18 protein-coding genes and 1 pseudogene are annotated in these 25,813 nt (G+C 70.3%); 8 read left to right on the forward strand and 11 right to left on the reverse strand.

What is annotated here, in order from left to right; genetic code table 11:
- Positions 1-5 precede the first annotated feature (5 nt).
- Together L3Q67_RS03755 and L3Q67_RS03760 are read left to right on the forward strand one after the other, a co-directional pair.
- Positions 6-5,306 carry a type I polyketide synthase gene (locus tag L3Q67_RS03755; RefSeq protein WP_499191421.1) on the forward strand — a complete coding sequence of 1,767 codons (5,301 nt, stop codon included), beginning with the start codon at positions 6-8 and terminating at the stop codon, positions 5,304-5,306.
- A gap of 44 nt (positions 5,307-5,350) precedes the next feature.
- Positions 5,351-9,232: pseudogene (locus L3Q67_RS03760) on the forward strand (type I polyketide synthase); the annotation flags it as partial.
- On the opposite strand, the gene L3Q67_RS03765 reads toward L3Q67_RS03760, so the two are convergent.
- Positions 9,203-9,646, reverse strand: coding sequence for a hypothetical protein (locus L3Q67_RS03765; RefSeq protein ID WP_499188207.1), 444 nt, complete (start codon positions 9,644-9,646; stop codon positions 9,203-9,205). The pseudogene L3Q67_RS03760 and the gene L3Q67_RS03765 sit on opposite strands and share 30 nt — an antisense overlap.
- Before the next feature lie 126 nt (positions 9,647-9,772).
- On the opposite strand from L3Q67_RS03765, the gene L3Q67_RS03770 reads away from it, so the two are divergent.
- Positions 9,773-10,915, forward strand: coding sequence for a serine hydrolase domain-containing protein (locus tag L3Q67_RS03770; protein WP_499188208.1), 1,143 nt, complete (start codon positions 9,773-9,775; stop codon positions 10,913-10,915).
- Complete coding sequence (locus L3Q67_RS03775) at positions 10,912-12,090, forward strand: PLP-dependent aminotransferase family protein (protein ID WP_499188209.1); 1,179 nt, start codon at positions 10,912-10,914, stop codon at positions 12,088-12,090. The genes L3Q67_RS03770 and L3Q67_RS03775 overlap by 4 nt, the downstream gene beginning before the upstream one ends.
- Here the strand turns inward: L3Q67_RS03775 and L3Q67_RS03780 are convergent.
- A complete protein-coding gene (locus L3Q67_RS03780) occupies positions 12,087-12,854 on the reverse strand; it encodes an AfsR/SARP family transcriptional regulator (protein WP_395895180.1) in 768 nt (255 codons plus the stop codon). The two genes, L3Q67_RS03775 and L3Q67_RS03780, sit on opposite strands and share 4 nt — an antisense overlap.
- Positions 12,855-13,101: 247 nt before the next feature.
- Between L3Q67_RS03780 and L3Q67_RS03785 the strand changes: the two genes are divergently transcribed.
- On the forward strand, positions 13,102-13,320 hold the full coding sequence (locus tag L3Q67_RS03785; protein ID WP_499188210.1) for a DUF5988 family protein: 219 nt from the start codon (positions 13,102-13,104) through the stop codon (positions 13,318-13,320).
- A 62-nt stretch (positions 13,321-13,382) separates the two neighbouring features.
- Here L3Q67_RS03785 and L3Q67_RS03790 read toward each other — a convergent pair whose 3' ends face one another.
- The gene (locus L3Q67_RS03790) at positions 13,383-14,996 is read right to left on the reverse strand and encodes a PQQ-binding-like beta-propeller repeat protein (RefSeq protein ID WP_499188211.1); all 1,614 of its coding nucleotides are present in this window, start codon (positions 14,994-14,996) and stop codon (positions 13,383-13,385) included.
- A 173-nt stretch (positions 14,997-15,169) separates the two neighbouring features.
- Between L3Q67_RS03790 and L3Q67_RS03795 the strand changes: the two genes are divergently transcribed.
- Positions 15,170-16,300 carry an allene oxide cyclase barrel-like domain-containing protein gene (locus L3Q67_RS03795; RefSeq protein ID WP_499188212.1) on the forward strand — a complete coding sequence of 377 codons (1,131 nt, stop codon included), beginning with the start codon at positions 15,170-15,172 and terminating at the stop codon, positions 16,298-16,300.
- Between the two features lie 75 nt (positions 16,301-16,375).
- Positions 16,376-17,578, forward strand: a complete 1,203-nt coding sequence (locus tag L3Q67_RS03800) for an IS30 family transposase (protein ID WP_499183822.1) — start codon at positions 16,376-16,378, stop codon at positions 17,576-17,578.
- A 231-nt stretch (positions 17,579-17,809) separates the two neighbouring features.
- On the opposite strand, the gene L3Q67_RS03805 is transcribed toward L3Q67_RS03800, so the two are convergent.
- The 6 genes from L3Q67_RS03805 to L3Q67_RS03830 form a co-directional block, all read right to left on the reverse strand.
- Entirely contained in the window at positions 17,810-18,859 is a 1,050-nt protein-coding gene (locus L3Q67_RS03805; protein ID WP_499188213.1) for an efflux RND transporter periplasmic adaptor subunit, read from the reverse strand.
- A gap of 4 nt (positions 18,860-18,863) precedes the next feature.
- Positions 18,864-19,349: a hypothetical protein gene (locus tag L3Q67_RS03810; RefSeq protein WP_209664618.1), complete on the reverse strand. Its 486-nt coding sequence runs from the start codon at positions 19,347-19,349 to the stop codon at positions 18,864-18,866.
- Between the two features lie 96 nt (positions 19,350-19,445).
- Entirely contained in the window at positions 19,446-20,666 is a 1,221-nt protein-coding gene (locus L3Q67_RS03815; RefSeq protein WP_499188214.1) for an ABC transporter permease, read from the reverse strand.
- Positions 20,663-21,346, reverse strand: coding sequence for an ABC transporter ATP-binding protein (locus L3Q67_RS03820; protein WP_499188215.1), 684 nt, complete (start codon positions 21,344-21,346; stop codon positions 20,663-20,665). Before L3Q67_RS03820 ends, L3Q67_RS03815 begins: the two co-directional genes overlap by 4 nt.
- Positions 21,343-22,398 (reverse strand): RND family efflux transporter, encoded by a 1,056-nt coding sequence (locus L3Q67_RS03825; RefSeq protein WP_499188216.1) that lies wholly within the window; start codon positions 22,396-22,398, stop codon positions 21,343-21,345. Before L3Q67_RS03825 ends, L3Q67_RS03820 begins: the two co-directional genes overlap by 4 nt.
- A gap of 12 nt (positions 22,399-22,410) precedes the next feature.
- Complete coding sequence (locus L3Q67_RS03830; protein WP_499188217.1) at positions 22,411-22,869, reverse strand: hypothetical protein; 459 nt, start codon at positions 22,867-22,869, stop codon at positions 22,411-22,413.
- A 248-nt stretch (positions 22,870-23,117) separates the two neighbouring features.
- Between L3Q67_RS03830 and L3Q67_RS03835 the strand changes: the two genes are divergently transcribed.
- On the forward strand, positions 23,118-23,624 hold the full coding sequence (locus L3Q67_RS03835; RefSeq protein ID WP_499188218.1) for a hypothetical protein: 507 nt from the start codon (positions 23,118-23,120) through the stop codon (positions 23,622-23,624).
- A 17-nt stretch (positions 23,625-23,641) separates the two neighbouring features.
- Here the strand turns inward: L3Q67_RS03835 and L3Q67_RS03840 are convergent, their stop codons facing one another.
- Positions 23,642-24,988, reverse strand: a complete 1,347-nt coding sequence (locus L3Q67_RS03840; RefSeq protein WP_499188219.1) for a sensor histidine kinase — start codon at positions 24,986-24,988, stop codon at positions 23,642-23,644.
- Positions 24,981-25,646, reverse strand: a complete 666-nt coding sequence (locus L3Q67_RS03845; RefSeq protein WP_153035353.1) for a response regulator transcription factor — start codon at positions 25,644-25,646, stop codon at positions 24,981-24,983. The genes L3Q67_RS03840 and L3Q67_RS03845 overlap by 8 nt, the downstream gene beginning before the upstream one ends.
- Positions 25,647-25,813: the final 167 nt, after the last annotated feature.

A 25,813-nucleotide genomic window follows, 5' to 3' on the forward strand; every position in this document is an offset into this window, starting at 1 on the left:
ACAAGCTGCGGGACTACCTCAAGCGCGCGACGGCCGAACTCCGTCAGGCCCGCGAACGCGTGGCCGAGCTCTCCGGCCGCGCCGCCGAGCCGATCGCGATCGTGGCGATGAGCTGCCGCTACCCCGGTGACGTGCGCTCACCGGCCGAGCTGTGGGAACTGGTCGCCTCGGGCACGGATGCCATCTCCGGGTTCCCGGCTGACCGCGGCTGGGACGTCGAGCACCTCTACGACCCCGACCCCGAGCGGGTCGGCACCAGCTACACCCGCCAGGGCGGCTTCCTCGCGGACGCGGACCACTTCGACGCCGACTTCTTCGGTATCAGCCCGCGCGAGGCACTGGCCATCGACCCACAACAACGGCTGCTGCTGGAAACCGCGTGGGAAACACTGGAGCACGCGGGCATCGACCCGCTTTCCCTGCGCGGCAGCCGGACCGGCGTCTTCGCGGGGGTGATGTACGACGACTACGCCTCACGCCTGCACCGAGCGCCCGCCGGGTTCGAGGGCTACCTGGGCAACGGCAGCGCGCCGAGCATCGCGTCCGGCCGGGTTTCCTACACCTTCGGGCTGGAAGGCCCCGCGGTCACCATCGACACCGCCTGCTCGTCTTCGCTGGTGGCGATCCACCTGGCCGCGCAATCGCTGCGGCAGTCGGAATGCACGCTTGCGCTGGCCGGTGGCGTCACGGTGATGGCCACCCCGAGCACCTTCGTCGAATTCAGCCGCCAGCGCGGACTCTCCCCGGACGGCCGGTGCAAGTCGTTCTCCGCTTCGGCCGACGGTACCGGGTTCGCCGAGGGCGCCGGGCTGATCCTGCTGGAGCGGTTGTCCGACGCCGAACGCAACGGGCACCCGGTCCTCGCGGTGATCCGGGGCAGCGCGGTCAACCAGGACGGTGCCAGCAGTCAGCTTTCGGCGCCGAACGGGCCGTCGCAGGAGCGCGTCATCCGGCAGGCGCTGGCCACCGCCGGTCTGGAACCGTCCGAAGTGGACGCGGTCGAAGCACACAGCACCGGCACCACGCTCGGCGATCCGATCGAGGCGCAGGCGTTGCTCGCCACCTATGGACAGGATCGACGGGAACGCCCGCTCTGGCTGGGCTCGATCAAGTCGAACATCGGGCACACCCAGGCCGCCGCCGGGGTGGCCGGGGTGATCAAGATGGTGCTGGCGCTGCGGCACGGCACGCTGCCCAGGACCCTGCACGCCGACCAGCCGAGCCCGCACATCGACTGGGCGGGCGGCTCGGTCTCGCTGCTGACCGAGCCGGTGCCGTGGCCGGAAAACGGCACGCCCCGGCGGGCCGGGATTTCCTCGTTCGGCATCAGCGGGACCAACGCGCACCTGATCCTGGAGCAGGCCCCGGCCGTCGAACCCTCGGCCGAACCGCCCGCCGATTCGCGTCCGGTGCCGTGGTTGCTGTCCGCTCGCAGCGAGCGGGCGCTGCACGTCCAAGCCCAGCAATTGCGGCGGCACCTGGTCTCGTCCACTTCGGACCCGGCGACCGTCGGATATTCGCTGGCCACCTCACGATCCACGTTCGCCCATCGTGCCGTGGTGGTCGCCGACAACCGCGAGGACTTCCTGCACGGGCTCGACCGGCTCTCCCGCGGCGAATCGGCGACCGGGCTGATCACCACGCCCCATGGTGCGCAGAACCCGGTCGCCGGTGCCCGTGAACCGGTCTTCGTGTTCCCCGGCCAGAGTTCGCAGTGGGCCCGGATGGCGGTCCCGCTGCTCGGCACGTCCACGGTGTTCCGCGAGCAGATCCAGCTCTGCGCGGACGCGCTCGCCCCGCACGTCGACTGGTCCCTGCGCGACGTGCTGGAGGGCACGCCAGGAGCCCCACCGCTGGAGCGGGTCGACGTGGTGCAGCCCGCCTTGTTCGCGGTGATGGTGTCGCTGGCGCGGCTGTGGCAGTCGATCGGCGCGAAGGCGAGTGCGGTGATCGGGCACTCGCAGGGGGAGATCGCCGCCGCGCACATCGCGGGCGCGCTCACGCTGGAGGACGCGGCGCTCATCGTGGCCAGGCGCAGCCAGGCCGTCTCGGCGCTGAGCGGGCGCGGTGGCATGGCTTCCGTGCCGCTGCCCGCGTCCCGGATCCACGAGCACCCAGCACTGCTGGACGGGCGGCTCGGCATCGCCGCGATCAACGGTCCGGAGTCCACTGTGGTCTCGGGCGCGAAGCAGGCGATCGACGAGCTGCTCGCCGAGTTCGAAGCGGCCGGTGTCCGCGCACGCCGGATCGCGGTCGACTACGCCTCGCACTCACCGCACGTCGACAGCCTCCGTGAAGCGCTGCTGGAGATGCTCGCCGAGGTCAAACCGCTGCGGGCGGAGATCCCGTTCTACTCGACCGTCACCGGCGAGCCGATCGACACCACCGAACTGGACGCCGCGTACTGGTACCGGAACCTGCGGGAGACCGTGCAACTCGACAGCGCTGTCCGTGCCCTGCGCCGGGACGGGCACCGGTCCTTTGTGGAGACCAGCCCGCACCCGGTGCTCACCATCGGCATCCAGCAGACGCTCGATGAGACGCGAGAAGACGGCGTCAGCACGGTGTGCGGCACGCTCCGCCGCGACAACGGCGACTGGAAGCAGTTCCTCGCCGCGGTCGCGCAGGCCCACGTCAACGGCGTCGACCTCGACTGGACCGCGGTCTTCGCGCCGGGCACCCGGAAGCAGGTGGACCTGCCGACGTATCCGTTCCAGCGCAAGCGGTACTGGCTCGACGCCCCGGCGGGCGCGACCGATCCGACCGCCGCCGGTCTCGACGCCGCCGACCACCCGCTGCTCAGCGGCGCGCTCGAACTCGCCGACGGGGAAAGCACGGTGTTCACCGGCCGCCTGTCCCCGCACGCGCAGCCGTGGCTCGCCGACCACACCGTGCTCGGCACCGCCTTGCTGCCGGGAAGTGCCTTTGTCGACATGGCGTTGTTCGTCGCCGAGCGCACGGGCTGCGGGCGGCTGGAAGAGCTTCTGCTCCAGGCACCACTGGTTCTCCCCGAGCAGGGCACCCTCCGGTTGCAGGTGGCGGTCGGTCCCGTCGACGACGATCGGCGCGCGCTGACCGTCCACTCGCGACCCGAGGACGCCGAGCCGGACGACCCGTGGACCCTGCACGTCACCGGTTCGCTGAGCACACTGGCACCCGAAGTGGCCGGTGACCTGTCCGGCGCCTGGCCACCGGCCGGGGCACAGCCGGTCGAGATGGACGAGTTCTACGACCGGCTGCAGGACGAGGGGTACGGCTACGGCCCGACCTTCCGCGGCCTGCGCGGCGTCTGGAAGCTCGGCGACGACTTCTACGCCCACGTGGTGCTGCCGGAAGAGCAGCACGCCGACGGCGAGCGGTGTGCGCTGCACCCCGCGCTGCTCGACGCCGCGCTGCACCCGCTCGCCCGTGAATCCCTCGGCGGCGACGGCATCAGCCTGCCGTTCTCGTGGAGCGGCGTGAGCCTGCGCACCAGTGGCACCACCGCGCTGCGCGTCCGGCTGACCCCGGTGGGCACCGACAGCTACCGCGTGACCCTGGCGGACAACGTGGGCGCCCCGGTCGCCTCGATCGACACCCTCACCGCGCGCCGGATCAACCCGGCGATGCTCGGGTCCGGCGGTCACCGCTCGATGCTGTTCCACGTCGAGTGGTCACCCCTGCGCGACACCGAACCCGCGTCGGAGGTCGTGCCGGAGCTGGTCGAAGCCGCCGATGTCCCGGCCGCGCTCCGGCTGGTCCAGGACGCGATCGCCGCGGACAAGCAGCTGGCGTTCGTCACGCACGGCGCGGTGTCGGCCGAGCCCGGCGAGGACGTCACCGACCTGACCGGCGCGGCGGTGTGGGGCCTGGTGCGCTCGGCCCAGACCGAGCACCCCGACCGGTTCACCCTGGTGGACACCGACTCCCCGCAGTCGGTGCCCGCCGCGCTGGCCACCGGGGAGCCGCAGGTCGCCGTCCGGAACGGCAAGGCGCTGGTGCCGCGGCTCGCCCGGACCGCGGCCGAGCCGGCGCACACCACGTTCGATCCCGAGGGCACCGTGCTGATCACCGGCGGCACCGGCGTGCTCGGCGGCCACCTCGCCCGGCACCTGGTGCTCAACCACGGCGTGCGGCACCTGCTGCTCACCTCGCGTCGTGGCCTGGACGCCCCCGGCGCGACCGGCTTGGCCGCTGACCTCGCCGATCTCGGCGCGGAGGTGACCGTCGCCGCCTGCGACGCGGCGGATCGCGCCGCACTGGAGTCCCTGCTGGCGAGCGTTTCCCGGCCGCTGACCGCCGTCGTGCACGCGGCCGGGGTGCTCGACGACGCGACGATCACCGCACTGACCCCGGAGCAGCTGGCGAACGTGTGGCGGCCCAAGGTCGACGCGGCCCGCAACCTGCACGAACTGACCGGCGAGCTGAGCGCGTTCGTGTTGTTCTCCTCGATCGCGTCGACCATCGGCACCCCTGGCCAGGCGAACTACGCGGCGTCCAACGCCTACCTCGACGCGCTCGCCGAGCACCGGCGGACACAGGGGCAGCCCGCGATCAGCCTGGCGTGGGGCTACTGGGCCGAAACCACCGGCATGACCGGGCACCTCGATCACGCCGACCACACCCGGATGGCCCGCGCGGGCATCATCCCGCTGGCCACCGCCCAGGGGTTCGAGCTGTTCGACGCCGCGCTGACCACCGGCCGCGCGGTGGTCGTCCCGGCCAAGATGGACACCGCCGCGCTGCGGAACCAGGCCACCGCGGGCACCCTGCCGCGGTTGTTCCAGAACCTGGTCAAGGCCCCGGCCAAGCGCGCGGGCGGCGGGCTGGCCGACCTGGCGCAGCGGCTGGCCGACCTCGCCGAGTCCGAGCAGCAGGCCCTGCTCATCGACGTGGTGCGCGGGCACGTGGCCACCGTGCTCGGGCACACCGATCCGGACACCATCCCGACCGGGAAGGCGTTCAAGGAGCTGGGTTTCGACTCGCTGACCGCGGTGGAGCTGCGCAACCGCCTCACCGCCGCGACCGGCCTGCGGCTGCCCGCGACCCTGGTGTTCGACCACCCCACGCTCGCCGGGCTGGCCGGGTACATGCGGGCGGAACTGGCGCCGCGGACCGAAGAGCCCGACCTCGCTTCCGCCGTGCTGGAGCGGCTCGACGGCCTGGAGGAGGCGTTGATCGGGTTGTCCGACCTGCGGGTCACCGACCGGCTGCGGGAGCTGCTGGCGGTGGCCGGCGGCACGGACGCCGGTCTCGGCTCGGCCAGCGCGGACGAGTTGTTCGACTTCATCGACGGCAAGCTCGGCAGGAAGGTGGAGACCGCATGAGCACCGGCCCGACCGAGCAGAAGCTGCTCGACTACCTGAAGTGGGTGACCACCGACCTCGACCGCACCCGCGGGCAGCTGCTCGACCTGGAGGAACGGGCCCGCGAGCCGATCGCCGTGGTGTCGATGAGCTGCCGCTACCCGCACGGGGTCGGTTCGCCGGAGGACCTGTGGGAACTGGTCGCCTCGGGCCGGGACGCCATCTCGGACTTCCCGGCCGATCGCGGCTGGCCCGCCGACGTCTACGACGCCGATCCCGACCGGCGGGATCGCCCGCACGCGGGTGGTTTCCTCTACGACGCCGCCGAATTCGACCCCGGCTTCTTCGGCATCTCACCCCGTGAGGCACCCGCGATCGATCCGCAGCAACGATTGCTGCTGGAGGTCGCGTGGGAAGCCTTCGAACGCGCCGGATTCGATGCCGACGCCTTGCGCGGCAGCAGTACCGGCGTGTTCACCGGCGTGATGTACAGCGACTACGGCAGCCGCCTGCAGGACCGCGCGCCGAAGGGGTACGAAAGCTACCTCGGCAACGGCAGCGCGGGCAGCATCGCGTCGGGCCGGGTCGCCTACACCTTCGGGCTGGAGGGCCCGGCCGTCACGGTCGACACCGCGTGCTCGTCTTCGCTGGTCGCGCTGCACCTGGCGGCACAGGCGCTGCGCAACGGCGACTGTTCGCTGGCGCTGGCCGGCGGGGTGACCGTGATGGCCACGCCGATGGTCTTCACCGAGTTCGACCGGCAGCGCGGGCTGTCCGCGGATGGCCGGTGCAAGTCGTTCGCCGCGGCGGCGGACGGCACCGGCTTCGCCGAGGGCGCCGGACTCCTTTTGCTGGAACGGCTTTCCGACGCTCGCCGGAACGGGCACCAGGTGCTCGGCCTGGTGCGCGGCACCGCGGTCAACCAGGATGGCGCTTCCAACGGGCTCACCGCACCGAACGGCCCTTCGCAGGAGCGGGTGATCAAACAGGCACTGGAGAACGCTCGTGTCGCACCCTCCGAAGTGGACGCCGTGGAAGCGCACGGCACGGGCACGACGCTCGGCGACCCGATCGAAGCGCAGGCTTTGCTGGCTACCTATGGGAAGTCGCGGGGTGAGAAGCCGCTGTACCTGGGGTCGGTCAAGTCGAACATCGGGCACACGCAGGCCGCGGCCGGGGTCGCGGGCGTGATCAAGATGCTCATGGCGATGCGGCACGGCGAGCTGCCGCGCACGCTCCACGTGGACGAGCCGAACCCGTTGGTGGACTGGGCTTCGGGCGCGGTCACCCTGCTGACCGAACCGGCGAAGTGGCAGCAGAACGGGCACCCGCGCCGGGCCGGGGTGTCGTCGTTCGGCATCAGCGGGACCAACGCGCACGTGATCCTGGAGCAGGCACCGTCGGACGAACCAGCCGGTGAGCCGTGCGTCGCGCCGGGTCCCGTGCCGTGGGTGCTCTCGGCGAAGTCGCCCGCCGCGGTGAAGGGGCAGGCCGAGCGCCTGCTGAACCACCTCACGCTGCACCCCGGGCTGAACATCGCCGATGTGGGGCATTCGCTGGCGGTCTCGCGTACTTCCTTCCTCCATCGGGCCGTCGTTTTCGGGGACCGGCAGGAGGAGCTGGTCAAGGGCCTGTCCGGGCTGGCGCACGGCACACCCGCGACGAACCTGGCGCACGGGCAGGCCTCCGGCGGCAGGACCGCGTTCCTGTTCACCGGCCAGGGCAGCCAGCGGCCGGGCATGGGCCGTCAGCTGTATGAGACCTACCCGGTCTTCACCCGCGAACTGGACCGGGTCTGCGCATTGCTCGACGGCCTGCTGGACCGGCCGCTGCTGCCGATCCTGTTCGCCGAGCCGCGCACGCCGGAAGCCGCGCTGCTGGACCGGACCGCGTACACCCAGGCCGCGCTTTTCGCGTTGGAGACGGCTCTGTACCGGCTGGTCGAGTCGTACGGGGTCGTGCCGTCCTTGGTGGCCGGTCATTCCATCGGCGAAGTGACCGCGGCGCACATCGCCGGAGTGCTGTCCCTTGAGGACGCTTGCACCTTGGTGGCTGCTCGTGGGAGCTTGATGGAAGGTGTCCGTGACGATGGCGCCATGGTCGCGATCGAAGCCCCGGAGTCGGCGGTTCTTCCCCATTTGCGTGATTCAGTGAGCCTGGCCGCGGTGAACGGGCCCAACGCGGTGGTGCTCGCAGGTGACGCCGAACCGGTGCTGGCCATCGGTGCCGAGTTCAAGGCACGCGGGATCCGGACCAAGCGGCTCACCGTCAGCCACGCCTTCCATTCGGCGCACCTGGACTCGATGCTCGACGAATACCTGCGGATCGCCCGTGGACTGAACTACTCGGCACCGCGCATTCCGGTGGTGTCCACTGTGACCGGTCAGCTGGCCGAAGAACTGACCTCACCGGAGTACTGGGTGCGGCAGGTCCGCCAGCCGGTGCGGTTCCACGACGGGATGCGGACTTTGCACGCTTCCGGGGTGCGCACGTTCCTCGAAATCGGGCCGGATGCCGTGCTCACCCCCGCCGCGCAGGCCTGTGTGCCGGAGGCGGAGCCGGGCGCGATCATCCCGGCGCTGACGTCACGGCGGCCGGAGCCGCGCACACTGGTCACCGCGCTGGCGAAGGCGCACGTGCGGGGCGTGCCGGTGGACTGGACGGCCGGCTTCACCGGCGCGAAGCGGGTCGACCTGCCGACCTATGCGTTCCAGCGATCGCGGTACTGGCTGGACCCGGAAGCGCGATCCACGCGGTTCGACCTGACTTCCGCGGCGGATGCGCTCGGCCTGACCGAGGATCAGCGGGCCGCGCTCGCCGCTTGGACGCGCCAGGCCGAATGGTCGTACCGAATCGCCTGGCGTCCGCTGAGGACGGTCGCGGCCAATTCCTCCTTGGGCACGTGGCTGGTTCTCGGCTCGGACGAGTTGCGTGACCTGCTTCGGGCCCAGGGGGCACACGTGGTCACCGAGCCCGGTGAGCCGCTGACCGGCGTGCTCTCCGTCGGCGATCCGGGTGGCGAGTTCGATGCCCCGGTGTGGCTCGTGACCACCGGCGGAGCGCCGGTCGACGGCCCGGCTTCGCCCGAACAGGCCCAGTTCTGGGGCCTTGCTCCGGATCGTTTGGTCGACCTGCCCGCTGCTCCCGCTGAGCAGGAGTGGACGCGGCTGGTGGACCTGCTGCGCTCCGATGTCTCCGAAGCGCGGCTGGCCATTCGCGGTTCGGAGGTGTTCACCGAGCGGCTGGAACGGGCGGACCTCGCCTCCGGCTGGCAGCCGGATGGCCCAGTGCTGATCCGCGGTTCGGACTCGTTGAGCACGCAGGCGGCTCACTGGTTCCGCGCTCAGGGGGTCGAGGTGGTCACGGAGGCTTCGGCGGTTTCCGCTGTCGTCGAGGTGGTCGGCCCGGACGAGACGGTCGACGCCGTCCGCGAACGGCTGCAAGCCCTGGAGGACCTCGAAGCCACGTTCTTCGTGTTCACCACGCGCACGCCGTCACCAGCCCAGTCCTACGCGACGGCTTGGGCCCGAAGCCGGCCCGTGCCTTCGGCAGCCATCGCCTGGGACCTGGCGAGCCCGCAGGCGGTCGGCCTGGTCCTGCGTCAGGGCGCTTCAGCTCCGGATGTGGTCGCCGAATTGGACCTGGAGACGCCCGTCGTCCCCGCGGACAACCGCCTGCTGACCGCGACCGGCACCGAACGGGCGCAGCTGGTGACCGAACTGGTGCGGTTCCACGCCGCGGACGTGCTGGGCCACGCCAGCCCGGACGCGATCGGGGTGGAGGACAGCCTGCTGGACCACGGGTTCTCGTCGTTCACCGCGCTGGAGCTGAGCAACCGGCTGCAGGCGGCCTCGGGGGTGCAGATCCCGCCCGTGGCCATCTACGACCAGCCGACCCTGGCCGCGGTGATCACGCACCTAGGCGACGCGCTCGCTGAGCTCTCGTAACTCCCGCAGGTACGCGGTGGTGTCCGGGTGCCAGGTCGCGATCATCGCCGCGGTCGCGATGCCTGTGGGCACCAGGAGCAGGATCGGCAGCGCGCTGTCGAGCTCGCCGCGGACCCCCAGCACGATGATCACCACGATCCCGCCGATGAACTGCAGAACGCTCAACCCGTAGAGGGCGGTCAGCCACACCCGGGCGCCGCGGTACCCCGCGCGGAGGTTGATCGCCGCGAACACGACCACGATGCCGACGATCCCGATGACCAGCGGTATCCCCAGCACCATCCACAACACGAACGCGATCCGCAGACTCCGGGGCCGCTCCGGTCCCCACACCCAGCCCTCGCGCAGTTCCTCGGGTTCCGGGCGATCACCGGATCGCCTGGCCTCCCTGCGTTCAGCCCACTTGTCGCCCATCCGACCACGGTAACCACCCACCCCGGGAGCCCTCCCGGACGTCCGCAAGCTGCCACCCGAACGGGCCGGGCTCGCAGGGCGTGCGAGCTCCTGGCGGGTCGATCATCGGCGGCCTAAGCTCGGCGGATGAGCAGGTTCGTGAAGCACCGCCTCGATCGGGTCCACCACGCGATGGCCCGCCACGTCGACTCCGGACTGCTCCCGGGGGCGGTCACCGTGCTGAGCAGTGGCGACGAGGTGCACGTCGATGCTGTCGGGAACGCCCAGCGCGACACCATCTTCCGGATCAGCTCGATGACCAAGCCGATCGCCGCCGCCGGGGCGATGGTGCTGGTGGAGGAGTGCGTACTCCGCTTGGACGATCCCCTCACCGAGTTCCTGCCCGAGCTGGCCAACCCGCAGGTCCTCGAAGACCCCGCCGGACCGCTCGACCGCACCACCCCGGCCCACCGCGAGATCACCTTGCGTGACCTCCTCACCTTCCGCAACGGCATCGGCATGCTCCCCGGAGAGTCCCCGATCAATGAAGCCGCCGCCGAACTGCGGACCTTCGGCCCGCCGAAGCCGATGACTCAGCTCACCGTCGACCAGTGGCTCAAGAAGCTCGGCGAACTGCCCCTCATGCACCAGCCCGGCACCCGCTGGCTCTACAACACCGGCTCGGACATCCTCGGCGCGCTCCTCGCCCGCGCCTCCGGCCAGGACCTCGAGACCTTCCTGTCCGAACGCGTTTTCGGCCCGCTCGGCATGGTCGACACGGCGTTCAGCGTGCCCGCCGGGAAGCTCGACCGCTTCGTCGTCAGCTACATGCCCGACCTGCAGACCGGCGAACTCGAGGTCTACGACGAGATCGACGGCGCCTGGAGCAAGCCACCCGTCTTCCCCTCCGCCGCGGCCGGGCTGGTCTCGACGGCCGACGACCTGCTGGCGTTCGGACGCGCGTTCCTCGGCAACGACCTGCTTTCCCGCGCCTCCATCTCCACGATGACCGCCGATCACCTGACACCCCGGCAGAAAGCCGAATCCGGCTTCTTCCCCGGGTACTTCGACAACCGCGGCTGGGGCTTCGGCGTCGCCGTCAACACTCGGCGCGACGACATCTACGAGATCCCCGGCCGCTTCGGGTGGGACGGCGGGCTCGGCACCTCGTGGGCCACCGATCCGGCCGAGGACCTGGTCGGCGTCCTGCTCACCCAGCGCGCCGACTTCCCCGACCACAGCAAGCCCCACCGGGACTTCTGGACCTCGGCCTACCAGGCGCTCGCATGAAGCGCGCCGAGTTCCCCGCGCTCCAGGACGGCTACGCCTACCTCGACGGCGCCGCCGGCACCCAGGTCCCGGCGAGTGTGATCGACGCGATCGCGGAGACCTACCGCCGCGGCATCGGCAACGTCGGTGGCGCCTTCCCGGCCAGCCACCGCGCCGACGAGATCGTCGCGAACGCCCGGCAGGCGGTCGCCGACCTGGTCGGTGGCGACCCCGGCGGTGTCATCCTCGGTGCCAACATGACCACGCTCACCTACCGGCTGGCGAACACGCTGGCGACCGGCTGGCAGCCGGGGGACGAGGTCGTCGTCACCCGGCTCGACCACGACGCCAACGTCCGCCCCTGGGTCCAGGCCGCCGCGAAGGCCGGTGCCACGGTGAAGTGGGCGGACATCGACCGCGGCACCGGTGACCTGCCGACCGGCCAGTTCGACGCCCTGCTCTCCGAACGCACCCGCCTGGTCGCGGTCACCGCGGCGAGCAACGTGCTCGGCACCCGCCCGGACGTCGCCTCGATCACCGCCGCCGCGCACACCGCCGGCGCGCTCACCTATGTCGACGGCGTCCACGCCACCCCGCACGGCCCCACCGACCGCACCGCGCTCGGCGCCGACTTCTACGCGACCAGCGCCTACAAGTGGTGCGGCCCGCACGTCGGCGCGGTCGTCGCCGACCCCGCGCTGCTGGACACCCTGCGCCCCGACAAGCTCGCGTCGTCCAGCGACGACGTGCCCAACCGCTTCGAGACCGGCACGCTGCCCTTCGCCGACCTCGCCGGGGTGACCGCCGCCGTCGACCACCTCGCCGGGCTCACGGACGCCACGGGCACTCGCCGCGAACGGCTGCTCGCCTCGATGACCGCCGCGGAAGACCACGAACAACGGCTCTTCGCCCGGCTGCTCGACGGCCTGCGGGAGATCCCCGGCGTCACCCTGCACGGCGCGCCCCGGCGCCGCACCGCGGTCGCCTACTTCACCGTCGACGGTCAGACCCCGCGCCAGACGGCGGAAACCCTGGCCGCCGCCAAGGTGAACGTGTGGAACGGGCACAACTACGCCTGGGAGCTGACCGGTGCGCTCGGCATCCGCGACGCCGGCAGCGCGGTCCGCGCGAGCATCGTCCACTACAACGACGGCACCGACGTGGACCGGCTCCTCGACTGTCTACAACGGACCTAAGCGACGGTGTGCTTGAGCAGTTCGTCGCCACGCAGGATCGCGCCCTGCAGTTCCCGCAGCGGACGGCACGGCTCCAGACCCAGCTCGGCGTTGAGCCGCTCACGGGCGTGCTGGTAGACCTTCAGCGCGTCGGCCTGCCGCTCCGAACGGAACAGCGCCAGCATCAGCTGCCGGTAGAACGACTCCCGCAGCGGGTGCTCCCCGGTCAGCACGTACAGCCTGCCGACCACCTCGCGGTGCCTGCTCAGCACCAGGTAGGCGTCGTTGAGCATCTCCACGCACTCCAGCCGGGCCTCTTCCAGCCAGGTCACGTACCAGTAGAGGATCGGCCCGTCCTGCACGTCGTTGAGCGCGCGGCCGCGCCACAGCGACAGCGCCCCCTCGAAGTGCGCGACGGCTTCCTCGTGGCGTCCCCGTTGCGCCGCCTCGCGGCCTCGGTTCACCAGGCGCTGGAAGTCGTTGACGTCCAGCGTGTCCTCGCCCAGGTGCAGCAGGTAGCCCTGCTGGCGGGTGACGATCGGGCTGGCCGAGCGGCCCGGCCGGTCCAGGAACTTGCGCAACTGCGAAATGTAGACGTGCAGCGCGGCGTTCACGCGCTGCGGCGGGCGATCCCCCCAGATCTCCGCGATGAGCTGATCGGTGGTGACCACCTGGTCCGCCCGGCCCAGCAGGACGGCCAGCAGCGTTTCCATCTTGCGAGCGGTCAGCGAAGTGGAACCCTCGTCGTCGACCACTCTGAGTCTGCCCAGGATTTCGTATCTCAACTTGCCCTCCGGTGACTCGTCTTCCCCCGACCGGGTCGTTGTCAATGCCGGTGAACGCGACTTTGCCACTGTTCGAAGGATCACCCAAGCCCCTAACCGCCTCGTGAAACCGCCCCCTACGCACCGACCGGCACTCCCCTGGGCCGTCCCCGCGCGGGGCGGTCAAGCACCGGGAAAGCGCCGCTTTAGCCCGGCTCCCGACGATGAATCGTCACCCAGCGAAACCATCCGGGGAAAGGACGGTGCCATGAGTGATATCGGACCCAACGTGGTGCTGCGCGGCGGACCGCTCGCGTTACCAGGCGGAAACCCGCGCTTCCACCGCGTGCCCGACGAGGAGCTCCCGTTGAAACTGGTGAACGGGAATCGTTACGAGCACTTCCGCCCGACCACCGAGACCGAACTGCACGCGGGCCGTCCGCTGCGGGTCTTCGAATGGATCGGGCGCACCTACGTCGCCGAATAACGCGGGGGCGGGCCGGGCGGTGAGCACCGTTGCTCACCGCCCTTTTTCCCGTTCGGCGGAAGTCAGCGGCCGAATGCCAGCAGCACGAATCCCTTGTCGCTCGGGTAGAGCGGGCGGAAACCGGACATCACGTAGAGCATGCCGTCGGAGACCACCGCGCCACCGGCCGCCGCCAGTCCGCCACCGCGCCCGACCAGCCCGTTGACCCCCTGGAAGTCCTGGATCGTGTCGAACTGCCAGAGCACCTTGCCGTCACGCGCGCGGTAGGCCCGGATCTTGCCGTCCGAGCTGCCCTCGTAGACGACGCCGGGGCTGCTGCTCACCGCCGGCGCGTGGGCCAGCAGGCAACTGGCCGGGGCCAGCGCGGCACCACCCCAGGAGCAGCCGTCGGCCGGGTTCGGCGTGGTCCACAGCAGTGCCCCGGTTTCCGGGTCCAGTGCGTGCAGCGCACCCGGGTTGCCCTGGTTGGTGGCCACGTAGAGGCGTTCGCCGTCGTAGCTGGCGCCCCACTGGATGCCGGACTCGGAGTAGGTGGTGTCCCCGGAGGAGAGCAGGCGCTGCCAGACGATCGCGCCGGTCCGCGTGTCGAGCACGTGGTAGACCCCGCTCTTCTGCCCGACGCCGACGTAGGTGCGGCCCTTGACGGTGAAGACGTTGGGGGCGGTGCCGATGTCGAAGTCCAGCGCGGACCCGTCCTCCAGCCCGGGGCAGTACCCCGGCGGGGCCTTCGGGTCGGCGCACAGCACGCGCCAGGTGTCGGGGTGGGTCAGCTGGTTCTTCCACCGGACGGCACCGGTCTGCACGTCGAGCGCGAGCACCGAGTCGGAGTCGCCCTCGGTGCCGGTGTAGTTCTGCCCGGTGCCCACGTAGAGCGTGCGCGTGGCCGGGTCGATCACCGGGGAACTCCACACGCCGACGCCCGACGGCGACCAGTGGATCGCGCCACTGGGCCAGGTCCCGACCGCTTTCGGCTCGGGAACCGTGTAGTAGCGCCAATCCAGCTCACCGGTCTGCGCGTCGAGCGCGTCGACGTGACCGCGGAAGGTGCAGCACGCCGAGTCGACCCCACCGGTGTTGTCCGCGCTCGCGACGCCGACGTAGATCCGGCCGTCGAAGTGGATCGGGGAGCTGGTGAGCCGGGCGGCGGGGTTCGTGTCGAGCCGCTTGAACCATTCGAGCGCGCCGGTCTGCTGGTTCAGCGCGTACAGGTAACCACGGCCGTCTCCGAAGTAGACGCGTCCATTGGCGACGGACGGGCTGTCGCGCACCATCTTGGCCTGCCCGACCGCCGGGTCCACTGTGCTCAGGTTGAAGGTCCACAATGTCTGGCCGGTTTTCGAGTCCAGCGAGTAGAAGAGACCGTCCGGGCCGCCGAAGTACATCCGGTCGCCGACCACCGCGGGCTGACTGCGCAAGGTCTGCCCGAAGCCACGCGGGAAGGCGTGCGCCCACTTCACCTCCAGATCGTCCACAGTGTACACATTGATGCGCCGCTCGGCGGCGTTGTGCCTGCTCCCCCTGGCGTCCTTGGTCCACGTCGGCCAGTCCGTACCGGCGGCCGGGTCGACGGCTGGGATGCTCACGGCGGAAGCGGGAGCCAGCACCGCGAGCAGTGCGCACACCACCGGGATCACCCACGCGACCGGGCGCCATCGAGCCGTTCTGGATCTGGTCATGGTCTCCCTCTTCTCCCACGCGAGCGCGTGCGGACAGCGCCTAGACCATGCCAGTCCGAACTGTCGCTCCCAAGCCCCCTGTTACTCCCCTATGGACCGGCCGGGGCGGAATATTCCGGCCTAAGGCACGGTTTAGCGCCCGCTCCTAGCCTCGAGCCGCCGAAAGGAGAATCATGCACATTTTCCGCAAGAAGGCGCGACGGCGCAGAAGCCTGATCGCGCTGGTGACGGGGTCGTTCGTCGTGGCTTCACTGGCCGTTCCGGCGACCGCGGGCGCGAGCACGGCGACCGGCGTGCCGCACGACTGCGTCAACCACAACACGCTCACCGAAGTGATCGTGGAGAAGTACCCGATTTTCCCCGATCCCACCAATCCGCCGGTCGGCAGCAGGCTGCAGGTGGGGCACCAGGTCTACTTCAAGGCCGAGCTCCGCGACCCCGCGGGCAACTGGGTGGCCACTTCGAAGGGTTATTCCTATGTGCCCTACCGCGATGACAAAGAGGACGTGATCCTGCAGTACGCGCAAGAAACCATCGAACTCGCCGACGGGGTCATCCGTACCTCCGGCGTCTACAGCGTCACGCCGAACAACTACAACGAATGGAACTACATCTCCGCGGAAGGCGTCAGCGGCCGGTACGTGGGCATGGTCGGCGCACGCACCTTCCAGATCACGCAACTGGGGCTGAGCCTGAACGCCGGGCTGTACCTGTGCGGCGGGCTCGAAGAGAACTGGAACTGGAACCCGAAGCAGCCGAAGGCCGAGGAAACCCTGGCGGACAAGCAGTCCAACGCGCTGGCCGCGCTCGAGGCGGCCGAGCCACCCAAGGATCCCGCCGACAGCCCCGTCCCCCCGAACGACTGCGAGGTGCACGTCGGCCTCCGCGAGGTGCTGACCGAGGAATACGGGCCCGCCCCCGGTGACGGCGGCGAATGGCCACCGGGCGCCGGATCGTCGATGCACTACAAGTCCGAGTTCCGCAAGGACGACCGGCTCGTCGCCATCTCGAAGGGGTATTCGTACACGCCCTTCAAGGACCCGGCGAACGACATCGGGCTGAAGTTCGTGCAGCAGACCATCACCTTCCGCGACGGCACCATCCGCACCTCGGGGGTCTACAACCTGACCCTGAGCAACGTCTACGAATGGCACGCGATGTGGGCCGACGGCGTCAGCGGCCGGTACGCCGGCATGGTCGGCAGCCGGATGTTCAAGGTGACCGGCCAAGCCGACCTAGACGGCCAGATCTTCATGTGCAACGACCTAGTCGAACACTGGACCTGGGACCCACCCACCACCTAACCCCCGGGTCTGAATGCTATGAGTGGGGCGCGGTGTCTAGCGGTGGTTGCAACTCCTGAGTGAGGAGGGGTTGTGATGGGTCGTCGGTTGTTGCCGGTGGGTGTGGTGGCGGGGTTTTGGGAGGGGGTGCGTGCGGGGTTGTCGGTGCGGGCGGCGTCGCGGGTGGTGGGCGTGTCGCACGAGACAGGGCGGCGGTGGTTCGCTCAGGCTGGTGGGGTGAGCGCGAACGCGAGGATTCCCCGGCCGGGGTCGGGCCGGTTTTTGAGCCTGGCCGAGCGGGAGGAGATCGCGGTGGGGATCGCCCGGGGTGAGTCCAACACGCAGATCGCCGCCCGGCTGGGGCGGGACAAGTCCACCATCGGCCGGGAGATCGACCGCACCGTGGGCCGGGTGCTGGGCACCGAACACGCCGGCACCGATGTGCGAGAACACTACCGGGCCTCGGTCGCGCACGAACTGGCCCGCGAACGCGGCAAACGGCCGAAACCGGCGAAACTGGCCGTGCACCGGCAACTGCGTGAGCAGGTCCAGGCCGGGCTGAACCAGAAATGGTCCCCCGCGCAGATCAGCGCCACCCTGCCCGAGCAGTTCCCCGACGACCCCGGCATGCGCATCAGCCCGGAAGCGATCTACCAATCACTGTTCGTCCAGGCCCGGGGTGCGCTGCGGCGGGAACTGGCCGCCTGTTTGCGCACCGGGCGGGCACTGCGGGTCCCGCGTAACCGGGCCCGCGCCCGCGCGCAAACCTCGAAACTGGGCCACCCGATCCCGATCTCCCAGCGCCCCGCCGAAGCCGCTGACCGCGCAGTACCCGGACACTGGGAAGGCGACCTCATCCTCGGCACAAACAACGCCTCAGCGATCGGGACCCTGGTCGAGCGCTCCACCCGTTTCGTCATCCTGCTGCACCTACCGGATGGTCACAGCGCCGAACAGGTCCGTGACGCGATGATCCCCGCCATCACCGCCCTGCCCCAGCATCTACGCCGCTCGCTGACCTGGGACCGCGGCAACGAAATGGCCCGCCACCCCGACATCACCCTGGCCACCCGGATGCCCATCTACTTCGCCGACCCCTCCAGCCCCTGGCAACGCGGCTCCAACGAGAACACCAACGGCCTGCTGCGCCAGTACTTCCCCAAACACACCAACCTGACGACCCACACCGCCGACGACCTCGCCCACGTCGCCGCCGAACTCAACAACCGCCCACGCCAGACACTGGGCTGGCACACACCAGCCCGATGCCTACGTGAACTACTATCCCAACCAACCTAAGTTGCAACCATCGATTGAGACCACCGGGCATTACTTGCATTGAACGCTAGTAATGCCCCACTCATAGCGTTGGCGGGACCCGCCCGGCGGGGGCGTCCAGGGCGAGTCCCACGTTCCTGCACCCGAACCCCACACTCACGCAGCCGAGTCCCACACTCAGGTAGCCGAGTTCCGCACCCGGGTAGCCGAGTCCCACGTTCAGGGTTTCGAGCCGGCGTCGGCGTGAGGCCGTCACACGGGGACTGCGACCTTGGTGCCGACGGGGAGGTCGCCGGTGACCTGTACGAAGCCATCGCCCCATTCGCCCAGCTTCACCGGTACCTGCTTCGTGGTGCCGTCCGGGGTGACCACAACCACCGCGTTCCCGCCACCGGCCATACCGATCACCGAGGACACCGGCACCGAAAGCGCCTGCTGCGCCACGGTTCCCACGTAGTGCACGGTCACCGGCGCCAGCGCCAGCCCGTTCACCTGGTCCGGGGCGTCGAGCGAAATGGTGACCTTGAAGACGCCCTTGTTGTCCGCGTTCATCTCCAGCGTGGTGCTGACCGACTCGATCTTGCCGGGCGCCTTGTCGCCACTGGGCAGCTCGACCTCCACCGCCTTGCCGACCTCGATCAGATCGCGGTCCAGCGGTTCGAGTTCGACGCTGACCACGCGATCGGTGCTCTGCACGGTCAGCACCGGCGCCGACGGCGAGGTCGTCGCGCCTTCGTGCGCGTTGAGCTTGGCGATGTGCAGGTCGCCCTCGGCGAAGACCACTTCGCCCAGCGACAGCACCCCGTCGTCCGCGGCGCCCATCTTCTTCTGCAGCTGCTTGACCGCGTTGGTGGTCTTCGAGCTCCAGTCGTCGTCGGGGTAACCGGCGACGGGCTTGCCGAAGCCCAGCGCCAGCAACGCCGTTTCCAGCTGGTGCACGTCCGGGCCATCGGTGACCGCGGAGTTCAGGTCCCGCCAGGCCGGTACCACGCCGTTGAGCAGCACCACCGGCTTGTCGTTGACACGCATCAGCACATCACCGCTGGTCAGCTCGGTGCCGACGGACGGCAGCTCGGTGATCACGCCGCTCTGCGCCGCCGAGAGGTCGCGCATGTCCTGGTACGCGACCACCCCGTTCAGCTTCTCCGTGCGGGTCAGGTCGCGGACCGCGACGTCGGCGGTCTGCGCCGCGCCCACGGCCGGAGCCGCGGGCTCGCCACCGCTTTCGGCGACCACCCACACCCCGGCTCCGGCGACGAGCACCAGGCCCAGCGCCACCGGGACCGCGACCTTCTTCTTCACGACCTCACCCCTGCGACGGCGCGGCCGACTGCTGGCAGTCCTTGAGCGCCTTCGACGTGGCCGGGTCGGTGCGGTCCAGCTTGTCGCCGAACGGGGTGTCCGAGCCGGGAACCGGGTCCGGTACGTCGATGCCCTTCTCCCGCAGGCACTTCGCCAGCGCGAGCATCTCTTCGTCCTGCTGGGCCTGGTCGCCGGAGTCCTGGTTCTGGCGGTCCTGCACCACCCCGTCGAGGAAGTGGCCGCAGGTCTTGTTCGCCGCGACGAACGCCGCCGACTCCTTGTCCACGCCCTCGTACATCGCGCCGGGGCTGCCCGGCTGCGGGTCCGCCAGCTGCACCCCGTTGTCCCGCATGCACTGGGCGTACTGCAGCAGGCTGTCCTGGGTCTTGTTCTCCTGCGCCGGCTCGCCCGAGTCGCTCCCGCCACAGGCGGTCAACGCGAACAGCAGGGCCAGCACCGGCACGCCGCCCTTGATCAACCGCTTCGACATGGCCGTCCACCTCCATGGAACTTCTGGTTTCGTTGACTGACTGTGCCGATCCAGCCTTGGACCGGCCTTAACGCGCCTGTGAACCCGCTGAACCGCTCAGGCGGGCCGGACCGCTTCCGCCGGTTCGAGCCGGGCCGCCCGGCTCGCCGGGTACAACCCCGCCAGGCCGCCGACCAGCAGCGCGGCCAGCACGCCGCCCGCCAGTCCGACCACCGGCAGCACGATCGGCCACCCCATCACCAGCGCGTAGACGATCGTCACGCCGGCGCCGAGCAGCACCCCGGCGAACCCGCCGAGCCCGGCCTGCACCAGCGCTTCGACCAGGAACTGCGAGCGGACGTGCCGCCGGGTGGCGCCCAGCGCGCGCCGGACGCCGATCTCATTGCGTCGTTCCAGCACCGAGATCACCATGACGTTGGCGATGCCGACACCGCCGACGAGCAGCGCGACCCCGCCGAGGCCGAGCAGCAGCGTGGTGAACGCGGTGTCTGCCGCGGCCCGTGCCTCCAGCGCGTCCGACGGCCGGGTCACCTCGACCTCCTGCGGGCTTTCCGGATTCGCCGTCGCGCCTGCCACGTCGCGGACCGCGTTGATGTCGTCCGGGTTCGCCCGCACGTAGACCGTGGTGGGTGAACCCTGGTAGCCGAACTTCTGGGTGGCGATGGCGGTGCCGATGAGCGCCGCGCTGTCCAGCTCCGGCGCCAGCGGCATCGCCTGCAGCACCCCGACCACGGCGAACCACTGTTCACCGAGCCAGACCAGCTGCCCGCCTTCGCTGATGTCCACGCCGTGGCGTTGCGCGGCGGTCGTGCCGAGCACCACGGTCGGATAGCCGGACAACCCGGCGTCCAGCCAGCGACCGGAAGCCATCTTCCCGTTCAATGTGGACAGTAGGTTCGCCTCGGCGGCGAGCACCACGACACCGCGGGTGTCGGTGACGGGCATCTGGTCGGTGCGGCGCACGGTCACGTCGAGCTGCGCCACAGTGGACACCGCCTGCACTTGATCCAGAATGGACAGACGGCCACCGGACTCGGCGGGCAGTTCGACGTCCTCGTCGCTGCTGAACGACTGGCCCGGCTTGACGGTCAGGTAGTTCGTACCGAGATCGTCCAGCACCTGCAACAGGTTCGCCTGCGAAGAAGCGGAAATCCCGACCACCGCGACGATCGCGGCGATGCCGATGGAGATGCCCACGGCGGTCAGCATCGCGCGGCCCCGGCGGCCGAGCACACCGAGCTTGCCCAGTGCGACCGCGTCCCGGAAGCGCAGCACGGATTTCTCCAGCCGCGGTGGTTTTTCCTCGGTGATGGTCATACCAGTGCCCCCTGGATGATCTGGCCGTCGCGGATGTGCACCCGGCGCGGGGCGGCGCGCGCGATCTCCTCGTCGTGCGTGATGAGCACGAGCGTGGCGCCGTCGGCGTGGAGTTCGCCGAACAACCGCATGATCTCCTCGCCGTTGCGCGAATCCAGGTTGCCGGTCGGCTCGTCGGCCAGCACCAGCGCCGGATCACCGACCAGCGCCCGCGCGATCGCCACCCGCTGGCTCTCACCGCCGGACAACTGCGAGGGGCGGTGACCGAGCCGGTGCCCGAGCCCGACCCTGGTCAGCGCCGACTCCGCACGGCGGCGGCGTTCGCCTGCCGGAACGCCGCGGTACATCAGCGCGGTGCCCACGTTGTCCAGCGCACTCAGGCTCTGCAGCAGGTGGAAGGACTGGAACACGAAGCCGAGCGACCGGCCGCGCAGCGCGGAAAGCTTCTCGTCGTTGAGCTTGCCGACCTCGTGGCCGTCGATCCGGACCGAGCCGGAGGTCGGCTTGTCCAGTGCGCCCATCAGGTTCAGCAGGGTCGACTTGCCGGAGCCGGACGGTCCGACGATGGCCACCCATTCCCCGGGCATCACGGTCAGGTTGACGCCGTTGAGCGCGCGAACCGGTGGCACACCGGGGTATTCACGAACCGCGTCGACGATTTCGAGCACCGGCCTGGTCATTTCGGGACCTCCACCTTGTCGCCGGCCTGCACGCCACCGGTGACCACCACGAAGCCGTCGCCCCAGGCACCGAGTTCGACCGGGGTCCGGACACTGGCGCCGCCCTGGGCGGGAAGCACGTCGACGGCGTAACCACCGCCGGGCACGCCGACCACCGCGGCCACCGGCACGGTCAGCGCCTGCTGCGCGACCACCGTCGTGTAGCGCACGGTCACCGGCGCGAGGGCGAAACTCTCGCCGGCGGCGGCGTCGGCCAGCTTCACCTTGAGCTTGTAGACCTGTTTGCCTTCGGCGTCGGCTTCGAGCGCGGTCCCGACTTCCTCGATGGTGCCGTCGATCTTGTCGCCGCTCGGGGGTTCGACCTTGACCGCGGCGCCGATCGTCACGAGGTCGCGGTTCACCGGGTCGAGGTCCACGGTGACCAGGCGCTCGGTGCTGGAGACGGTGAGCACGGCCTGCCCGGGCACCACCGGCGCGCCGATCGTGGTGTTCCGCTTGGCGACGCGGACGTCGCCGGGGGTGAAGACGATGTCGCCGAGGGAGGCGGTGCCGTCGATGACCGCGCCGACGTCCTCCTGGTACTTCTTCAGCGCGGTGGTGGTCACCGAGTTCCAGTGCGCGTCGGGGTAGGTGCTCGACTTCTTGCCGTAGCCGAGGTTGACCAGGGTCTCCTCGAGCTGCGCGACGTCGGGTCCGTCGGTGATGCCGGGGCCGAGGTCGCGGTAGGCGGGGATGGTGCCGTTAAACAGGACCACCGGCCGCTCGTCGACCCGCAGCAGCACGCCACCGGACTTGATCGTGTCACCGACGTCGGGCAGCGTCGTGGCGATACCGCCCTTGGCCGCGGGCAGGTCGCGTTCGTCGCGGTAGGCGATGACGCCGTTCATGGTCTCGGTCCGGCTGAGGTCGCGGACGGCGACCTGCGCGGTGTTGGTCGCGGGCTGCCCGGCCCCGGCGGGTGGCGCGGGGCGGGTCGCGGTCAGCAGCACCGCGGTGACCGCTCCGGCGACCACCACCGGGACCGCGATGAGGGCGATCGTGCGCTTCTTCATGGCGTTTCGTCCTTACTTTCCGGCGGTGGCGCAGGTCTTGAGCGCCTCGGCCGTCGCGGGATCGGTGCGGTCGAGGCCGGGCCCGAAAGCGCCGCCCGGCTGTCCCGGTACCGGATCGGGCACCTGGATTCCCTGCTCGCGGAGGCACTTGGCGAGGGCGAGCAGTTCCTCCTGCTGGTGCTTGAGCTGCTCGGGGTCTTGCTTCTGGCGCTCCTGCACGACGTCGGCGAGGATGGCGCCGCAGGTGCGGTCGGCACTCTCGAACGCGGCGGAGGCGGTGTCGACGCCCTCGTACATGGCGCTCGGGTCGTCGGCGCGGGGGTCGGGCACCTGGACGCCGTTGTCGCGCATGCACTGGGCGTACTGGAGGTAGACACTGCTCTGTTGTTGCTGCGGCGGTTGCTCGGGCGCCTCACCGGCGCAGGCGCTGAGGGCCAGCGCCAGGCACACCACCATCGACGAGCGGAACATCGCCGCACCCCTTCTCCACTGATTGCGCTGGTCGTTGTGCAGATCACTCTGCCGACCAGGCCTTGGACGGGACTTAGCCGCGCTGAGGAGAAGCTGAACGGCAGGATTGACGCCGGCCCCCGCAGGTGCTATCCGGCATGCCGTGAATGTGGCTTTCACGGCGCACGATCACTCGACCCCGCCTACCTGAGTGCGAACCTCAGCTCCTGCATGCGGCACGCGCCCGCCCACGCTCGAAACTCAGCCACGTGACCGCAGAGTTCGGGTGCGTGAACGTGGAGTTCGTCTGCCTGAATGTGGAACTCGAGTGCACCAACGTTGAACTCGGCTGCCTGAGCGGGGGCTCGCCTACGCAAACGTGGGGGTTCGGTTGCCCGAGCGCGGCGCTCGCCCATCCGGGTGTGGGACTCGACTGCGCGAACGTGGGGTTCGCCTACCTGAAGGTTGAACTCGAGTGCCTAAGTGTTGAACTCGGCTGCCTGACTGCGGGACTCGGCTGCGCGAGCGCGGAACTCAGGTGCCCGAATGTGGAACTCGGCTGCCTCAACGTGGGACTCGCTTGCGCCAACGTGGAACTCGCCTGCGCGAACGTGGGGTTCGGCTGCCCGAATGTGGCACTCGGGTACTCGAACGCGGGGTTCGGGTGCCCGAACGTGGGACTCGGCTGCCTGAGCGTGGAACTCGGGTACTCGAGCGTGGGGTCGGCTACGCGAACGCAGGGTTCGGGTGCGCGAGTGCAGGACTCGGGTGTTTGAACGTGGGGGTGAGGGGGTTAGGGGGTGGGGAGGCGGGTTTCGAAGCGGGCGCCGCCTAGGGTGGGGGACGTGGTGACGGTGACGTCGCCGCCGTGGCTTCGGGCGATCCGGCGTACGAGGGCGAGGCCCAGGCCGACGCCCCCGCTGGCCCTGTCCCGGCTGCCGTCGACGCGGAAGAAGCGGTCGAACACGCGTTCCCGCTGGTCCGGCGGCACACCCGGGCCGTCGTCCTCGACGGTGAAGACGACCTGCCTGCCGTCCTGCCGCAGGTGGACGGCGACCACCCCGGCGGCGTGCTTGTCCGCGTTGTCCAGCAGATTCCGCACCAGGCGCACGAGTTCGGGCACCACGCCGGTCACCCGCACCGGTGTCAGCGCGGGCCGCACTTCCGCATGCCGCACCGCGCCGATCTCGCCCGCGACGATCTCGTCCAGCTGCACGGGTTCCGCTCGCCGGGAGACCGCGGCGTCGTCCAGGCGCGCCAGCGTCAGCAGGTCGCCGGTGAGCCGCTCCAGGCGGCGGTGGTCGTCGAGCAGGCGCGTCGCGACGTTGCGCCAGTCGGCGTTGTCCCGGTGCGCAAGCGAAACCTCCAGTTCCGCCCGCATCGCGGCCAACGGCGTGCGCAGTTCGTGCGAAGCGTCCGAGACGAATTCCCGTTGCCGTCGCGCGCCCGACGCGATCCGGTCGAGCATGCGGTTCAGTGTCCGCGTCAGCCTGCCGACCTCGTCGCCGGTGTCCTGCTCCGGCAGTCGTTCGTCCAAAGTGGAGTGACTGATCGCCTCGGCCCGCCGTCGCACCGCCTCGATCGGGCGCAGCGCGCGGTCCACCGCGAACCAGGTGAGCCAGCCGACGAAGACCGTCAGCACCGGCGCGGCCACCAGCAGCGAGTTCACCACCAGGTCGATGCTCTGGGTGATCTGCCCCGACCGCGAGATCGCGCGCACCGTGCGGGCGTCGCCCTGCGGGGTGGACACCGTGCGCGCGGGCACGATTTCGAAATCCTCCGCCGGCGGTATGTCGTCGGCGCTCGCCTCGGTCGCGCGTGTGCGCCCCGGCGGCACCGGCCGGTCGGCGACCGCTTTCGCGCCGGTCTCCGGCACCGACGCGACCACCTTCCCGGTCTGGTCCTCGATCCGGATCAGGGTGGCCGCCGACGGGTCCTCCGGCGGCAGCGGCTGCCCGTGCTCCAGCGCGTCGGCCACCTTGTCCACCTGCACCGCCGCGGCGTCGGCCATGCCACCGAACAGCGTGTTCGACATGCTGTTGACCAGCACGAACGAGGCCACGGTCAGCGCGAAGCCGACCGCCAGCGTGACCACCAGGGTCAGCCGCAACCGCAGTGAGCGCGGCCGCACCCTACGCATCCGGGTCCACCAGCCGGTAGCCGAGGCTGCGGATCGTCTCGATGCGCGCCGCGCCGATCTTGCGGCGCAGGTACGACACGTACACCTCGACCAGGTTCGTGTCCCCCGCCGAATCCAGCCCCCAGACCGCGTTGAGCAGGCGGTCCTTCGACATCACCCGGTTGCGGTTGCGCAGCAGCGCCTCCAGCAGCGCGCGTTCCCGCGGCTGCAGGGTCAATTGCTTGCCATTGACCATGCATTCGCCGGACTCCGGGTCGAGCGAGAGCCCGCCGTGGCTGAGCAGCCGCGGCCGCGGTGTCGCCCCGCGCCGGGCCAACGCCCGCAGCCGGGCCACGAGCACCACGAACGAGAACGGCTTGCGGAGGTAGTCGTCCGCGCCGACGTCCAGCCCGTCGGCCTCGTCGTATTCGCCGTCCTTCGCGGTGAGCATCAGCACCGGCGTCCAGACCTCCTCGGCCCGCAGCCGCTTGGCGACGGTGTACCCGCTGATCGAGGGCAGCAGCACGTCGAGCACGACCACGTCGTGCGCGCCTTCGCGGGCCTGCCAGTAGCCGTCGAACCCGTCGTGGACCACGTCCACGTCGAAGCCCTCGGCCGTGAGGCCCGACGACAGCACCTCGGCGAGGCGGACGTCGTCCTCGACCACCAGAACCCGCATAGCCCCCGCCTTCCGCGCCATCGGCAAATCCCCATCGAATGCACGATCGCACAGCCTTATTAGACCTTCCTGAGTCTTTGGCCGCGCCTCCGGCGCGGCGGCGAGGTCGCTTCGAGCCGGTCATCGGGCTGGGGCACGCCGTGCCGCTGGACGGCCCGTCGCGCCCC

Origin of the sequence: Saccharothrix sp. AJ9571 (assembly GCF_021725495.1) — a bacterium.
GTDB lineage: Bacteria > Actinomycetota > Actinomycetes > Mycobacteriales > Pseudonocardiaceae > Amycolatopsis > Amycolatopsis magusensis.